Here is a 16,240-nt window from a genome sequence, read left to right as displayed (position 1 = left end):
CTGTTGCTTGCCGGTGACCTTGGCGTGCAGGCGGTGCACGGTCAGCAGGGGGTTGATCAGGCCGAGGGTGTCGTCAAAGGCGTGGGTGCTCACCCCCATGTGGGTCAGCCACGAGGCCACACGCTGGGTGGCGGCGACGGCTGCGGGGGGGGAGGTGGTGGCGGGCATCAATGGTTCTCCAATACTACGGTCGTCATCATGGTCATGAATGGACAGGCTTGTCTGATGTTCGTCAAACAGTGCGCATGATGGCGGCGGCCCGGAAAACGGCGTCAAGACTGTGATCCGGTGCTGCAAGCCTACCGGTGGGGGTTCCGGAAGCCATCGGGGGTAGCACTAGAAAACTCAGGGTTCCCCCGTGAATGAGGGGGCGTGCTGATGCAGAGTGCACAAAATGGGGCCAGACTGGCTGCCTTTTCTGACCCCAAGCACCTGGAGAGCGCGCGCATGGCCCGATTGCCCCGGCTTGAGCTGGCCCAGTGGCCGCACCTGATGGTCCAGCGGGTGCGGCCCGGTGAAGCGCTGGTGCGTGATGCGGAAGACCGCAAGGCGCTGTGGCTGGCCATGGTGGATGCCGCCCGCGCCCACCAGGTGGCGGTGCATGCCTATGTGGTGCTGGAGGATCATTTCCATCTGGTGGCCACGCCTGCACGGCCAGGCACCCTGGGGGCCTTCATGCAGTCGATCGGGCGGCGCTACGTGGCCAGCTACAACCGCCGTCATGCCCGACAGGGCACCCTGTGGGCCGGGCGCTTCCGTGCCACGGTGCTGGATCCGGCGCGCTACTTGCTTGATGCCATGGCCCTGGTGGAGCTGCACCGCGGTGGGGAGGGGCCGGCTGAGCCGGGGCTCAGCAGCCTGGCGCACCACCTGCATCAGCGCACCGACGCGCTGGTTCAGGACCATGCGCTGTTCTGGGCTTTGGGCAACACGCCCTTTGAGCGCGAGGTGGTCTGGCGTCGCCGGCTCGAGGCGGGATTGTCTTCCGCCCAGGTGGCGACCCTGGCTCAGGCCATGGACAAGGGGTGGGCGCTGGTCGATGCCAGCAGTCTGCCGGCCCTGGAGGGCTTGTCCGGGCGCCGTATGGCGCCACGCCCCCGGGGGCGACCTCGCACATCGGCGCAGAGCACCGATCGGGGCGCCCGGGATGCCTCAAGCACGCCAGAGCCCTCCTCGCACCAGGATGGTGTTTGATCTGTCCCTAATTTTTATTCGTGGTTGGGATTTGATTTGCTTAAATGGGGTCAGACCAAGTGACTTACTGCTTGAACTGAGGGGGAACACGCAGTATCCTCCCCACTCCGTTTTTGTCGTTTCATCCCCACACTGGAGCGCCCACCGATGACCCAGGCGACTTCGGGAACCTCGTTCCCCACCACTCCCCTGACTGCCGCCACCTCCGTGGCCACCGCTCAGGAAATCAAAGCTGCAGCCGAACTGGGCATGTATGCCAACGCCGAACACGATGCGTGTGGCGTGGGCTTCGTGGCTCACATCAAGGGCCAGAAGGCGCACAGCATCGTGCAGCAGGGTCTGAAGATCCTCGAAAACATCGACCACCGCGGCGCCGTGGGTGCCGACCCCCTGATGGGCGACGGTGCCGGTCTGCTGATCCAGATCCCTGACGAGTTCTACCGTGCCGAGATGGCCAAGCAGGGCGTCGAGCTGCCTCCTCCGGGTGAGTACGGCGTGGGCATGATCTTCCTGCCCAAGGAAAGCGCTTCGCGTCAGGCCTGCGAGCAGGAGCTCGAGCGCGCCATCAAGGCCGAAGGCCAGGTGCTGCTGGGCTGGCGTGATGTGCCGGTCGATCGCGACATGCCCATGTCGCCCACCGTGCGTGAAAAAGAGCCGGTCATCCGCCAGGTGTTCATCGCCCGCGGCCCCGACATCCTGGTGCCCGATGCCCTGGAGCGCAAGCTCTACGTCATCCGCAAGACGGCGTCCACCAAGATCCAGAGCCTGAATCTGACCCACGGCAGCGAGTACTACGTGCCCAGCATGTCGTGCCGCACCATCATCTACAAGGGTCTGCTGCTGGCCGACCAGGTGGGCAAGTACTACATCGACCTGAAGGATGAGCGTGTCACGTCGGCCCTGGCCCTGGTGCACCAGCGCTTCTCGACCAACACCTTCCCCGAGTGGCCCCTGGCCCACCCCTACCGCATGGTGGCCCACAACGGTGAAATCAACACCGTCAAGGGCAACTTCAACTGGATGCGCGCCCGCGAAGGCGTGATGAAGTCGCCCGTGCTGGGCGATGACCTCAAGAAGCTCTACCCCATCAGCCTGGACGGCCAGTCCGATACGGCCACGTTCGACAACGCGCTCGAGCTGCTGACCATGTCCGGCTACCCCCTGGCTCAGGCCGCGATGATGATGATCCCCGAGGCCTGGGAGCAGCACAGCACCATGGACGAGCGCCGCCGCGCCTTCTATGAGTACCACGCCGCCATGATGGAGCCCTGGGACGGCCCCGCCGCCATGGTCTTCACCGACGGCCGCCAGATCGGCGCCACGCTGGACCGCAATGGCCTGCGCCCCGCGCGTTTCATCATCACCGATGACGACCTGGTTGTGCTGGCCTCGGAATCGGGCGTGCTGCCCATCCCCGAGAACAAGATCGTCAAGAAGTGGCGTCTGCAGCCGGGCAAGATGTTCCTGATCGATTTCGAGCAGGGCCGCATCATCGACGACGAAGAGCTCAAGGCCCAGTACGCCTCGGCCAAGCCCTATCGTCAGTGGATCGAGAACGTACGCATCAAGCTGGACACCATCGATGTGACCGGTGGTGCGGGCGAGTTCGCCGAGTCCCTGCTGGACCGTCAGCAGGCCTTCGGCTTCACGCAAGAGGACATCAAGTTCCTGATGGCCCCGATGGCCATCAACGGTGAAGAAGCCACCGGCTCCATGGGCAATGACTCGCCCCTGGCCGTGCTCTCCAGCAAGAACAAGCCGCTGTACAACTACTTCAAGCAGTTGTTCGCCCAGGTGACCAACCCTCCCATCGACCCCATCCGCGAAGCCGTGGTGATGTCGCTGGTGTCGTTTGTCGGCCCCAAGCCCAATCTGCTCGACATCAACGCGGTGAACCCGCCGATGCGTCTTGAAGTCTCCCAGCCCGTGCTGGACTTCGACGACATGGCCCGCCTGCGCAACATCGAGAAGCACACCGGTGGCAAGTTCAAGCCTTACGAAGTCGACATCACCTACCCCGCTGCCTGGGGTCATGAGGGTGTCGAGGCCCGTCTGGCCTCGCTGTGCGCCGAAGCCGTGGAAGCCATCCAGTCCGGCCACAACATCCTGATCATCACCGACCGCAAGATGGACCGCGCCAACATCGCGATCCCCGCCTTGCTGGCCCTGTCGGCCGTGCACCATCATCTGGTCCGCAAGGGCCTGCGCACGTCCGCCGGCCTGGTGGTCGAGACCGGTACTGCCCGCGAAGTGCACCACTTCGCCGTGCTGGCCGGTTACGGCGCCGAAGCCGTGCACCCCTATCTGGCCATGGAAACCCTGGCCGAGATGGCCAAGGACCTGCCCGGTGAGTTGTCGGCCGAGAAGGCCATCTACAACTACACCAAGGCCATCGGCAAGGGCCTGTCCAAGATCATGTCCAAGATGGGCATCAGCACGTACATGTCGTACTGCGGCGCCCAGATCTTCGAGGCCATCGGTCTGAACAAGGAACTGATCGACAAGTACTTCCGTGGCACCCCCACGCAAGTCGGCGGCATCGGCGTGTTCGAGGTGGCCGAAGAGGCCATCCTCAACCACAAGGCTGCGTTTGGCACCGACCCCGTGCTGGCCAATATGCTGGACGCTGGCGGCGAGTACGCCTGGCGCACCCGTGGTGAAGAGCACATGTGGACGCCGGACGCCATTGCCAAGTTGCAGCACAGCACGCGCTCGGGCAAGTTCGACACCTACAAGGAATACGCCCAGATCATCAACGACCAGAGCAAGCGTCACCTGACGCTGCGTGGTCTGTTCGAGTTCAAGATCGATCCCGCCAAGGCCATCCCGGTCGAGGAAGTCGAACCCGCCACTGAGATCGTCAAGCGTTTCGCCACCGGCGCCATGTCGCTGGGCTCCATCTCCACCGAAGCCCATTCGACCCTGGCCCTGGCCATGAACCGCATCGGCGGCAAGAGCAACACCGGTGAAGGTGGCGAGGACGAGCGCCGCTATCGCCAGGAGCTCAAGGGCATCCCCATCAAGCAGGGCACCAAGGTGTCGGACGTGATTGGCGCCGAAGTCGTGGAAGTCGACTACGAGATGAAGGAAGGCGACAGCCTGCGCTCCAAGATCAAGCAGGTGGCCTCGGGTCGCTTTGGCGTGACCACCGAGTACCTGGTGTCGGCCGATCAGATCCAGATCAAGATGGCCCAGGGCGCCAAGCCCGGTGAAGGCGGCCAGCTGCCGGGCGGCAAGGTGTCGCAGTACATCGGCAAGCTGCGTCACTCGGTGCCGGGTGTGGGTCTGATCTCGCCCCCGCCGCACCATGACATCTACTCGATCGAAGATCTGGCTCAGCTGATCCACGATCTGAAGAACGTCAACCCCAAGGCCGACGTGTCCGTGAAGCTGGTGTCCGAAGTGGGCGTCGGTACGGTGGCCACGGGTGTGGCCAAGGCCAAGGCCGACCACATCGTGATCGCCGGTCACGACGGCGGCACGGGCGCCTCGCCCTGGTCGTCCATCAAGCACTGCGGCACGCCGTGGGAGCTGGGCCTGGCTGAAACCCAGCAGACCCTGGTGCTCAACCGCCTGCGCGGCCGCGTGCGCGTGCAGACCGACGGTCAGATCAAGACCGGCCGTGACGTGGTCATCGGCGGCCTGCTGGGCGCTGATGAGTTCGGCTTCGCGACCGCACCGCTGGTGGTCGAGGGCTGCATCATGATGCGCAAGTGCCACCTCAACACCTGCCCGGTGGGTGTGGCCACGCAAGACCCGGTGCTGCGCAAGAAGTTCTCGGGCAAGCCCGAGCACGTCGTGAACTACTTCTTCTTCGTCGCCGAAGAAGCCCGTCAGATCATGGCTCAGTTGGGCATCCGCAAGTTCGACGAGCTGATCGGCCGTGCCGACCTGCTGGACACCCGCAAGGGCGTCGAGCACTGGAAGGCGCAGGGTCTGGACTTCAGCCGTGTGTTCGCACTGCCTCCGGTGCCCGCCGATGTGCCCCGTCTGCACGTCGATGTGCAGGACCATGGCCTGGACAAGGCCCTGGATGTGCGCCTGATCGAGAAGGCCCGTCCCGCCATCGAGCGTGGCGAGAAGGTCCAGTTCATGGAAGTGGCTCGCAACGTCAACCGCACCGTGGGCGCCATGCTGTCGGGCGAGCTGATCAAGCACCACCCCGATGGCTTGCCTGATCAGACCATCTACATCCAGATGGAAGGCACGGGCGGTCAGTCCTTCGGCGCCTTCCTGGCCCGTGGTATCACCCTGTACCTGATCGGTGAAGCCAACGACTACACCGGCAAGGGCTTGTCGGGTGGCCGCGTGGTCGTGCGTCCGAGCATCGACTTCCGTGGCAACTCCACCGACAACATCATTGTCGGCAACACCGTCCTCTACGGTGCCACCGAGGGCGAGGCCTTCTTCCGTGGCGTGGGCGGCGAGCGCTTTGGCGTGCGCCTGTCCGGCGCCACGGCTGTGGTCGAAGGCACGGGTGACCACGGTTGTGAATACATGACCGGCGGCACCGTGGTCGTGCTGGGCAAGACTGGCCGCAACTTCGCTGCCGGCATGTCCGGTGGCGTGGCCTACGTCTACGACGAAGACGGTCAGTTCGCCAAGCGCGTCAACACCGCCCAGGTTTCCCTGGAGAAGGTGCTGCCCGCCGCCGAACAGGCGGATGCCGGCATCCCCCTGCACAAGGGTCAGGCCGACGAAGCCCTGCTCAAGAAGCTGATCGAAGATCACCACCGCTGGACCGGCTCGCTGCGTGCCCGCGAGATCCTGGACAACTGGGCGGCTCAACTGCCCAAGTTCGTCAAGGTCTTCCCGCACGAATACCGCCGCGCCCTCACCGAGATGGGTGCCAAGCAAGAAGCAACGGCCGCTGTCGCCAAGGCCAAGTCCACCAAGGCCAAGGCCTGAAGCGGACGATAGGAGTCAATTGAAATGGGAAAAGTCACTGGCTTTCTGGAATTCGAGCGTCTGGAAGAGGGCTATGAGCCCGTCGCCAAGCGCGTCAAGAACTACAAGGAATTCGTCATTGGTCTGAAGCCTGAAGAGGCCAAGATCCAGGGCGCACGTTGCATGGATTGCGGCACCCCGTTTTGCAACAACGGCTGCCCGGTCAACAACATCATTCCGGACTTCAACGACCTGGTCTATCAAGGCGACTGGAAGAACGCGATCGAGGTGCTGCACAGCACCAACAACTTCCCGGACTTCACCGGCCGTGTCTGCCCGGCACCCTGTGAAGCCGCCTGCGTGCTCAACATCAACAACGATGCCGTCGGCATCAAGTCGATCGAGCACGCCATCATCGATCGTGCCTGGGCCGAAGGCTGGATCCATCCCCAGCCCGCCGCCGTCAAGACCGGCAAGAAGGTCGCCATCGTGGGCTCCGGCCCTGCCGGCATGGCCGCTGCACAGCAACTGGCTCGCGCCGGTCACGATGTGACCGTCTTCGAGAAGAACGACACCATCGGTGGCCTGCTGCGTTTCGGCATCCCCGACTTCAAGTTCGACAAGTCGCACATCGACAAGCGTGTCAAGCAGATGGAAGCTGAAGGCGTGGTCTTCAAGACCAACACCATCGTGGGCGAGATGCCCAAGGGCTCCAAGGTCACAAACTGGGCGACCAGCACCGTGAGCCCCGCCCAGCTCCAGAAGGACTTCGATGCCGTGATCCTGGCCGGCGGCTCCGAGCAGTCGCGTGATCTGCCCGTGCCGGGTCGTGACCTGGCCGGCATCCACTTCGCGATGGAGTTCCTGCCCCAGCAGAACCGCGTGAACGCTGGTGGCAAGGTCAAGGACCAGATCATGGCCACGGGCAAGAACGTGATCGTGATCGGCGGTGGCGACACCGGCTCCGACTGCGTGGGTACTTCCAACCGCCATGGCGCCAAGAGCGTGATCCAGTTCGAGGTGATGCCCCGTCCGCCCGAGGAAGAAGATCGCCCCCTGACCTGGCCCTACTGGCCGATCAAGCTGCGCACCTCCTCCAGCCACGAAGAAGGCTGCGAGCGCGAGTTCGCCATCGCCACGAAGGAATTCATCGGCGAAAACGGCAAGGTCACCGGCGTCAAGACGGTGCGCGTCGAGTTCAAGAACGGCAAGTTCGAAGAAGTGGCGGGCTCCGAGCAGACGCTCAAGGCCGATCTGGTGCTGCTGGCCATGGGCTTCGTGAACCCCGTGGACACGCTGCTGAGCGGTTTTGGCGTGGACAAGGACGCCCGTGGCAATGCCAAGGCATCGACTGACATCGGCGGTTACAAGACCAATGCCGACAAGGTGTTCGCCGCCGGTGACGTGCGTCGTGGCCAGTCGCTGGTGGTCTGGGCCATCCGCGAGGGCCGTCAGGCTGCCCGCGAGGTGGATGCCTTCCTGATGGGGTCGTCCACGCTGCCTCGCTGATTCTTGTTCACAGGGGCGGGCTTCTGGCAAGCCCACCCCCTGAGTTCAAGGGCAGGTGTTGTGGTCATCCATCGGGGTGACATCGCATCAGGCGTCAATCGCCTATGATCAAGCGGCCGGTGGGTTTCACCGGCCCATTTTTTTTGCCATGGCCCAATTTCAGCTGCCCGACACCGTGATGCCGTCCCAGCAACCCGACGTGCTCGTCGAGTTGTCCGGGGTGACGTGCGGCTATGGCGACCGTGTGGTGCTGCAGGACATCGATCTGGTGGTGCCACGAGGCAAGGTGGTGGGCCTGATGGGCACCTCGGGCGGTGGCAAGACCACCGTGCTGCGCCTGATCGGGCGTCAGATCGCCCCCATGAAGGGCACGGTGTCCTTCGATGGCATCGATCTGGCCACGCTCGACAGCACGGGTCTGATGGCCGCGCGTCGTCGCATGGGCATGCTGTTCCAGTTCGGGGCCTTGTTCACGGATCTGTCCGTGTTCGACAATGTGGCCTTCCCTCTGCGCGAGCACACCCGCCTGCCCGAGTCCATCATCCGTGACCTGGTGCTGATGAAACTCAATGCCGTGGGCCTGCGGGGCGCGCGTGACCTGATGCCCAGCGAGGTGTCCGGTGGCATGGCGCGCCGGGTGGCGCTGGCCCGTGCCATGGCGCTGGACCCGGAGCTGATGCTTTATGACGAGCCTTTCGCGGGCCTGGATCCCATCTCCATGGGGGTGGCGGCCCGCCTGATCCGCGACCTCAATGACACCATGGGCCTGACCAGCGTGATCGTGTCCCACGATGTCGAGGAGACCTTCCTGATCGCGGACCATGTGGTGCTGGTGGCCAATGGACGCATCGTGGCACAGGGCACGCCCGTGGAGATGCGCGCCAGTGAGGATCCGCTGGTGCGCCAGTTCGTGCATGCCCGTCCGGACGGTCCGGTGCAGTTCCATCACCCCGCCATCGAGGCCGGGCAGGACTTCGGGGTCCGCTCATGAGGTGGCTGCAACCGTCCCGGGTGGGTTATGAGGTTCGCCGCCAGCTCGGCGACATGGGATATGCCGCGCGCCTGCTGCTGCGCCTGCTGTCGCTGGTGGGGCCCACCTTCCGGCGGGGGCGCCTGCTGTCCGACCAGATCCATTTCCTGGGCAATCATTCCCTGGCCATCATTGTGGTCTCAGGCCTGTTTGTCGGCTTCGTGCTGGGCTTGCAGAGCTACTATGTTCTGCAGGATTTCGGCTCCAGCGAGGCCGTGGGCCTCATGGTGGCGCTCTCGCTGGTGCGTGAACTGGGCCCGGTCGTCGCGGCCCTGCTGTTTGCCGGGCGCGCCGGGACCTCCTTGACCGCCGGCATCGGCCTGATGAAAGCGGGCGAGCAACTGGCTGCCATGGAAATGATGGCGGTCGATCCGATCCGCCGGGTGCTGGCGCCGCGCTTCTGGGGCGGGGTCATCGCCATGCCCATGCTGGCGGCCGTGTTTTCGGCGGTGGGCATCGTGGGGGGCTGGCTGGTGGCCGTGAAACTGATCGGAGTCGACGAGGGGGCCTTCTGGTCGCAGATGCAGAACGGTGTCGACGTCTGGGATGACGTCGGCAACGGCATGATCAAGAGTGTCGTGTTCGGCATCACCGTCACCTTCGTGGCGCTGCTGCAAGGCTATGAGTGTCAACCCACCCCGGAAGGGGTCTCGCGTGCCACCACGCGGACCGTGGTGATGGCCTCCCTGGCCGTGCTGGGGCTGGATTTCGTCATGACGGCGATGATGTTCTCGATATGAGCACCACCGCCCGGAGGATCTGAAGAGATGCAACGTTCAAAAGTGGATCTGTGGGTGGGCCTGTTCGTCCTGATCGGGGCGGGGGCCATCCTGTTTCTGGCGCTCAAGGCTGGCAACCTGCTGAGCCTGTCGTTTGCGCCCAGCTACACCGTGGTGGCGCACTTCGACAACATCGGTGGCCTCAAGCCCCAGGCGGCGGTCAAAAGCGCTGGGGTGGTGGTGGGCCGGGTGCGCGCCATTTCATTTGATGGTGTCACGTTTCAGGCCAAGGTCGAGATGGACCTCAATGAAGGCGTGAAATTTCCGAAAGATACTTCAGCGAAGATCCTCACGGCCGGTTTGCTGGGTGAGCAGTACATCGGGCTGGAGCCTGGGTACGAGCAGGTCCATCTGGCCCAGGGGGATGCCATCAAACAGACCCAATCGGCCGTTGTGCTGGAGAATCTGATCAGCCAGTTCCTCTACAGCAAGGCGGCGGAAGGTGATGCCAGCACGGCGACGGGAGAGAAAAAATGAGCGGTGAACAAGGTACTTCGCGTCCAGGCCTGGCCTTGGCCAGTGTGGCCCTGGGTGCAGCGATGCTGTTGCAGGGCTGTGCCACACCTCAGAACCGCGACCCTCTGGAATCCTTCAACCGCAAGGTGTTCGGCTTCAACGAAGCCCTGGATGGCGCGGTGATCAAGCCTGCGGCCAAGGGCTATGCCACGGTGGTGCCCGAGCCCGTGCAGACGGGTGTCGGCAATTTCATCAACAACCTCAAGGATGTCTGGTCGGCCGTCAACCTGCTGCTGCAAGGTCAGGGTGCGGGCGCCGCCGAAGAGGTTCTGCGCGTGGGCATCAACACGACGCTGGGCATGGCGGGCTTCGTGGACGTGGCCACCAGCATGCGTCTGGATCGTCACAACGAGGATCTGGGGCAGACCCTGGGTGTCTGGGGCGTGCCCGATGGTGCCTACCTGGTGCTGCCCTTCTTTGGCCCCTCCACGGTGCGTGACACCTTTGCCCTGCCGGCGGACATGTATGTTTCGCCCTCGCGCCTGTTCCGGGAGGTCCGTGATGTCAATGGCGCCCGTGTGGTCCAGGTGCTCAATACGCGGGCCCAGTTGCTCAGCGCCACCGACCTGATGGCCGATGTGGCGCTGGACAACTACGCTTTTGTGCGCGATGCCTACCTGCAGCGCCGCCGCACCATGATCTACAACGGCGAGCCGCCGGAAGAGCAGGGCCTGTGGTCCCCCGAGATCGCGCCGGTGGCGGTGCTCTGGCAGACCGATCTGGCCCTGAACGATCCGCTGGATCAGGTGCTGGCCGTGCCCGCCTCGCCGGTGGATCGCTCCGGCCCGTGGGCGCGCACGTCGACCACGGTGGCCTCGCTCCTGCAGGCGGGTGCGCTGGTGTCGACCCGGCCCGTGCCGATGGGGGATGTGCTGGTGCACGTGATCGCGCCCACGGCGGAAGAGCTTGCCGGTCTACGCGCGACCGAGGACGTGCGTTAAGGAGACAGGCCTGCCCGATGTGGGTGGCTTGTGGAGAAGAAGGTCCATGTTGAACGATTTGAAACTGACGATGGCGCGCTCGATCTGGGTGCGTCCGGTGCGGGTGATGCTGGCTGGTGTGGTGCTGGCTGGCGCCGGGGTCTCGGCCGTGGCTCAATCCGCCACGCCCGTGGTCACGACCACCGCCAAGGCCGAGGTGGCGCCGGATGCATTCATCCGCGCGCTCAGCAATGAGGTGATGAGCGCCGTCAAGCAGGACCGCGCCATTCAGAATGGCGACACCCAGAAGGTGGTCTCCCTGGTGGACGCCAAGATCCTGCCGCACGTGAACTTCCAGCGCATGACGGCCTCTGCCGTCGGGCGTTACTGGCGTCAGGCCACGCCCGAGCAGCAAAAACGCCTGCAAAACGAGTTCAAGAGCCTGCTGGTCTACACCTACTCGGGCGCCGTGTCACAGATCAAGGATCAGGTGATCGACGTCAAGCCACCGCGCTCCCGCCCCGGTGATACCGAGGTGCTGGTGCGCACCCTGGTGCGCGGCAAGGGTGACCCGATCCAGCTGGATTACCGCCTGGAAAAGACCGCCGACGGCTGGAAGATCTATGACGTCAATGTGCTGGGAGCCTGGCTGGTGGCCACCTACCAGAGCAGCTTTGCACAAGAAGTGACGGCATCCGGCATCGATGGCCTGATCACCAAGCTGGCCGAGCGCAACAAGCAACTGGCCAGCAAGAAGGCCGCAGGCTGATCCCACATGCTGATGCTGCCCGCCATCCTCACCCACGCCGAAGTGCGTGACACGCTGCGCCTGTTCCGCGAAACGCTGGATCAGGCGGCCGTGGCCAATGGTGGCGATGCGGTGCTGCTCACGGTCGATGGCTCGGCCCTGCAGCGTTTCGACTCCAGCGCCCTGGCGGTCCTGCTGGAGTGCCAGCGCATGGCCCGCGCCAAGGGGCGAGCCTTTGCCGTGCAGTCCCTGCCGCCCAAGCTCAGCGCCCTGGCCAAGCTCTACGGCGTGGACGCGCTCTTGCAGTCGGCCTGAAGCGCAGGGCCTCAGGCTTCCTCTGACCACGCAAAGCCGTCGCGTGCGATCAGCGCGCTGGCCGCAGGCGGCCCCCAGGTGCCGGCCGAATAGGGCTTGAGGCTGCTGTGTTCATGCTTCCATGCATCAAGCACGGGCTCCACCCAGCGCCAGGCCTGCTCCTGCTCATCGGAGCGCACGAACAAATTCAATCGGCCCGCGATGGCATCGAGCAGCATGCGCTCGTAGGCGCCCACACGCTCGGCCGGGAAGGCCTTGTCAAAGTCCAGGTCCAGTGACACGGGCGACAAGGTCTCGTGTCCATCGGGGTTGAATACACTGCCCACGGTGCCCTTGGCGGCCAGCAGGTGCAATTGCAGGCCATCTTCGGGTTGCAGCTTGATCACCAGCTTGTTGGGCGCGTGGCTGCCCGGAAAGATGGGGTGGGGCGTGGGCCGGAAATTGATGACGATCTCGGAGTGCCGCTGTGCCAGGCGTTTGCCGGTGCGCAGGTAGAAGGGCACGCCCGCCCAGCGCCAGTTGTTGACCTCGCAGCGCAGGGCCACGAAGGTCTCGGTGTGGCTGTCCGGCGGCACCTTGTCTTCTTCCAGGTAACCCGGCACGGCCTGGCCCGCCACCGTGCCCGCACGGTACTGGCCACGCACGACATCGCGAGCCACTGAGACGGCATCGAAGGGTTTGAGCGAGCGCAGCACCTTGAGCTTTTCATCGCGGATGGCATCGGCGTCAGCGCTAGAGGGGGGCTCCATGGCCAGCATGGTCAGCAATTGCAGCGCATGGTTCTGGATCATGTCGCGCAGGGCGCCAGTGCGGTTGTAGAAGTCGCCCCGGGTGCCCACGCCCAGGCCTTCGGCCAGGGTGATCTGGATGTGGGCGATGCTCTCGCGGCGCCACAGGGGCTCGAACAGCACATTGCCAAAGCGCAGCGCCATGAGGTTCTGCACCGACGGCTTGCCCAGATAGTGGTCGATGCGCAGGGCCTGGCGTTCGGAGAAGACCGAGCGCACGGCGCGGTTGATCTCCTGGGCGCTGGCCAGGTCGTGACCCAGGGGCTTTTCCAGGACCACGCGCACGCGCTCGTGGTTCAGACCCACCTGGCCCAGTTGCTCGCAGATGACCGGAAAGAGGTGAGGGCTGGTGGCCAGGTACATGACCACGGTGCTGGCGTCGCGACCGGCCAGCCAGTCCTTGAGTCGCAGGTAGTCGCCGGGCTGCGACAGGTCCATGCGCAGATAGTGGATGGCCTGGGAGAACTGGACGAACTCGTCGTCGCTGGGGCGTTTGGCGCTGTCGGCCTCTTGCAGACGGTCCTTGAGCCAGGCGCGGTAGCTGGCGTCATCGCGATCGTCACGGGCCACGGCCAGGATGCGGCCACCGGCGGGCAGGGTGCCGTGGCGCCAGGCCTGGAACAGCGATGGCATCAATTTGCGCCAGGTGAGGTCGCCCGTGCCCCCGAAAAAGACGAGATCAAAGCTCATGCAGCGTTTCTGGATGCCATATTGAGGTTCATTGTCATCAAATTAGCGTCAAAATTGACCCAACGATGCAATAAAACAAGGCCCCTGGCGGGTGCATTCCATGGCTTCTCAACTCGAACAGCTCAAATCCTTCACCACCGTGGTGGCCGACACCGGTGATTTCAAGCAGATGGCGCAGTTTGCGCCGCGCGATGCAACCACCAATCCCTCGCTGATCCTCAAGGCGGTGCAAAAGCCCGAGTACGCGCCGCTGCTGGCCGACACCGTGGCAGCACACCGCGGCGAGCCACTGGAGGCCATCGTCGATCAGGTGCTGGTGCACTTTGGCCTGGAGATCCTCAAGGTCATTCCTGGGCGTGTGTCGACCGAGGTCGATGCTCGCCTGAGCTTTGACACCGAGGCCACGGTGGCCCGTGCGCGCCACCTGATGGGCCTGTACGAGGCCGCTGGCGTGGGCCGTGACCGCGTGCTGATCAAGATCGCGGCCACCTGGGAGGGCATCCAGGCAGCCCGCCTGCTGGAGCGTGAGGGCATCCACTGCAATCTGACCTTGCTGTTCGCCTTCAGCCAGGCACAGGCTTGCGGCGATGCCGGTGTGCAACTGATCTCCCCCTTCGTGGGGCGCATCTATGACTGGTACAAGAAGTCGGCCGGCGCTGCCTGGGACGAAGCCGCCAACGCGGGTGGCAATGACCCGGGGGTGAAATCCGTGGCGCGCATCTACCAGTACTACAAGCAGCACGGCATCCGCACCGAAGTCATGGGTGCCAGCTTCCGCAATGTGGGCCAGATCCTCGCGTTGGCGGGTTGCGATCTGCTGACCATCAGCCCCGAGTTGCTGGCGCAACTGCAGGCCGCCGATGGTGACGCTGCCCCGGTGGTGCGCCATCTGCTGGATGAGGCCTCGACCCACCCGGCGCCTGCGCCTTTGTCGGAAGCGGCCTTCCGCTACGCGCTCAATGAGGATGCCATGGCCACCGAGAAACTGGCCGAGGGCATCCGTGCCTTCGCCGTGGATGCGGGCAAACTCGACGGCCTGATCCAGGCGCAACGCTGACCCATGCCTCATCCCATTCAAACAGGGCCCGGCATGTCGTTCAAGCGCTGTGACCAGACGGTGTCCTGGGGCGCCTTGCAGGGCCATTGGCAGGCCCACGGGCGCGAACTGGATCTGCGCGAGATGTTCGAGCGCGATCCCTCCCGTTTCGAGCGCTGGGCCCTTCAGGCCCCGGAGGTGCTGGTCGATCTGTCGCGTGCGCACTGGGATGTGGCCACAGGCCGGCACCTGCTGGCGCTGGCCCAGGAGTGCGGCCTGGAGGCGCAGCGTGACGCCATGCTGGCCGGCGAGCCCATCAATCTCACGGAAGATCGCGCCGTGCTGCACACGGCCTTGCGGGCACCGCTGGGGCAGGCGCCCCAGAGCCATGCCGTGCACGCGGTGCTGGACCAGATGCTGGCCTTTGCCGATCAGGTGCGCGCCACGGCCGGGGGGGCTGAGCCCGGGCAGATCCATGATGTGGTGAGCATTGGCATCGGGGGCTCCGACCTGGGGCCGCAGATGGTCTTGCCTGCGCTGGATGCCTGGGTGCACCCGGGTTTGAACTTCCATTTCGTCTCCAATGTCGACGGGACGGACCTGGCCACGGTGCTGCGACGCGTACGGCCCGAGCACACGCTGTTCATCATCGCGTCCAAGACCTTCACGACGCAGGAGACCATGGCCAATGCCCATGCGGCCCGGCAGTGGTTCCTGGACCAGGGCGGGGTCGACATCGGCCGGCATTTCGTGGCCACCACGACCAATGTGGCGGGATCGAAGGCCTTTGGCATCCGCACGACCTTCGGGTTCTGGGACTGGGTGGGCGGTCGCTTTTCGCTGTGGTCGTCCATCGGCCTGTCGATCGCGATCGCCCTGGGGCGTGAGAACTTCCGGGCCTTGCTGGCAGGGGCACACGCCATGGACCGCCATTTCGCCGAGGCGCCGCTGGCATCGAATGTGCCGGTGTGGCTGGGCCTGATGGACCTGTGGAACCGCAATTTCTGTGGCTACACCAGCCGCTGTGTGGCGCCGTATCTGCAGGGGCTCAAGCGTTTCCCGGCTTATCTGCAGCAGTTGGTGATGGAGAGCAACGGCAAATCGGTCGATCGCCACGGCGTGCCGGTGGGCTATGGCACCAGCGAGGTGGTGTGGGGCGAGCCCGGCACGAATGGCCAGCATGCGTTTTTCCAAATGCTGCATCAGGGCACGGACGTGGTGCCGGTGGAGTTTGTTCTGGCGCGCCAACCCAGTCACCGGGATGAAGGGCAGTGGTCGGCGGCCTTCAAGGCGCAGATGGAGCAGCAGCACCGCATGCTGCTGGCCAATGGGCTGGCGCAGGCGCGGGCCTTGATGGTGGGCAAGACCACGGATGAGGCCGCGGGTGAGTCGACGCCGACGGCGTCGCGCGTGATGGCTGCGTCGGTGCTGGCACAGCACCGCACTTTTGCGGGCAACCGCCCGAGCATCACCTTGCTGCTCGATAGGCTCACGCCCTCATCGCTGGGGGCGCTGGTGGCCTTGTATGAGCACCGCACCTTTGTGACGGGGGCGCTGTGGGGGATCAACAGCTTCGATCAGTGGGGGGTGGAGCTGGGCAAGGCCATGTGCCATGAGTTGCTGCCACGCCTGGGGTCGGGAGATGTGTCCGGGCTGGATCAGGCGACGGCGGGGTTGATGGGGCGCTTGCGTTGATCGTTTTTTCGTGAGAGCGTGGGGCGCGGGCCGAGGGGGCCTCTGGCCGGGCTTCACGGGGGCGGTCCCGCTGCGCGGGACACACCTGCGCTGCTCGCGTCGAGGTGGCGTCGGGGAACTCGCTACTCGCCCT

12 protein-coding genes are annotated in these 16,240 nt (G+C 64.7%); 11 read left to right on the top strand and 1 reads right to left on the bottom strand.

Translation table 11 applies throughout. The features are described from left to right. Window positions 1-447: 447 nt before the first annotated feature. From VFW84_RS08050 to VFW84_RS08010, 9 genes are all read left to right on the top strand, one after another. On the top strand, window positions 448-1,194 hold the full coding sequence (locus VFW84_RS08050; RefSeq protein WP_329679933.1) for a transposase: 747 nt from the start codon (window positions 448-450) through the stop codon (window positions 1,192-1,194). A gap of 249 nt (window positions 1,195-1,443) precedes the next feature. Further along, window positions 1,444-6,102: a glutamate synthase-related protein gene (locus VFW84_RS08045; RefSeq protein ID WP_329679934.1), complete on the top strand. Its 4,659-nt coding sequence runs from the start codon at window positions 1,444-1,446 to the stop codon at window positions 6,100-6,102. A gap of 24 nt (window positions 6,103-6,126) precedes the next feature. After that, window positions 6,127-7,590, top strand: coding sequence for a glutamate synthase subunit beta (locus VFW84_RS08040; RefSeq protein WP_329679932.1), 1,464 nt, complete (start codon window positions 6,127-6,129; stop codon window positions 7,588-7,590). A gap of 148 nt (window positions 7,591-7,738) precedes the next feature. After that, a complete protein-coding gene (locus tag VFW84_RS08035) occupies window positions 7,739-8,581 on the top strand; it encodes an ABC transporter ATP-binding protein (RefSeq protein WP_329679931.1) in 843 nt (280 codons plus the stop codon). Further along, window positions 8,578-9,360 carry a lipid asymmetry maintenance ABC transporter permease subunit MlaE gene (gene mlaE / locus VFW84_RS08030; protein WP_329679930.1) on the top strand — a complete coding sequence of 261 codons (783 nt, stop codon included), beginning with the start codon at window positions 8,578-8,580 and terminating at the stop codon, window positions 9,358-9,360. The genes VFW84_RS08035 and mlaE overlap by 4 nt, the downstream gene beginning before the upstream one ends. 27 nt (window positions 9,361-9,387) lie before the next feature. Further along, window positions 9,388-9,876 (top strand): outer membrane lipid asymmetry maintenance protein MlaD, encoded by a 489-nt coding sequence (gene mlaD / locus VFW84_RS08025; RefSeq protein WP_329679929.1) that lies wholly within the window; start codon window positions 9,388-9,390, stop codon window positions 9,874-9,876. Then, complete coding sequence (locus tag VFW84_RS08020; RefSeq protein ID WP_329679928.1) at window positions 9,873-10,856, top strand: VacJ family lipoprotein; 984 nt, start codon at window positions 9,873-9,875, stop codon at window positions 10,854-10,856. Before mlaD ends, VFW84_RS08020 begins: the two co-directional genes overlap by 4 nt. 46 nt (window positions 10,857-10,902) lie before the next feature. Further along, window positions 10,903-11,604 (top strand): ABC transporter substrate-binding protein, encoded by a 702-nt coding sequence (locus VFW84_RS08015; protein ID WP_329679927.1) that lies wholly within the window; start codon window positions 10,903-10,905, stop codon window positions 11,602-11,604. Between the two features lie 6 nt (window positions 11,605-11,610). Then, a complete protein-coding gene (locus tag VFW84_RS08010; RefSeq protein WP_329679926.1) occupies window positions 11,611-11,898 on the top strand; it encodes an STAS domain-containing protein in 288 nt (95 codons plus the stop codon). A gap of 11 nt (window positions 11,899-11,909) precedes the next feature. Here VFW84_RS08010 and zwf read toward each other — a convergent pair whose 3' ends face one another. Continuing rightward, complete coding sequence (gene zwf, locus VFW84_RS08005; RefSeq protein ID WP_329679925.1) at window positions 11,910-13,376, bottom strand: glucose-6-phosphate dehydrogenase; 1,467 nt, start codon at window positions 13,374-13,376, stop codon at window positions 11,910-11,912. Window positions 13,377-13,476: 100 nt separating this feature from the next. On the opposite strand from zwf, the gene tal reads away from it, so the two are divergent. Then, window positions 13,477-14,433, top strand: a complete 957-nt coding sequence (gene tal, locus VFW84_RS08000) for a transaldolase (RefSeq protein ID WP_329679924.1) — start codon at window positions 13,477-13,479, stop codon at window positions 14,431-14,433. Window positions 14,434-14,466: 33 nt separating this feature from the next. Continuing rightward, complete coding sequence (gene pgi / locus VFW84_RS07995; protein WP_329679923.1) at window positions 14,467-16,107, top strand: glucose-6-phosphate isomerase; 1,641 nt, start codon at window positions 14,467-14,469, stop codon at window positions 16,105-16,107. Window positions 16,108-16,240: the final 133 nt, after the last annotated feature.

It is taken from the genome of Aquabacterium sp. (assembly GCF_036279655.1).
Classification (GTDB): domain Bacteria; phylum Pseudomonadota; class Gammaproteobacteria; order Burkholderiales; family Burkholderiaceae_C; genus Aquabacterium.
This window is presented reverse-complemented; position numbering and strand designations above follow the sequence as displayed.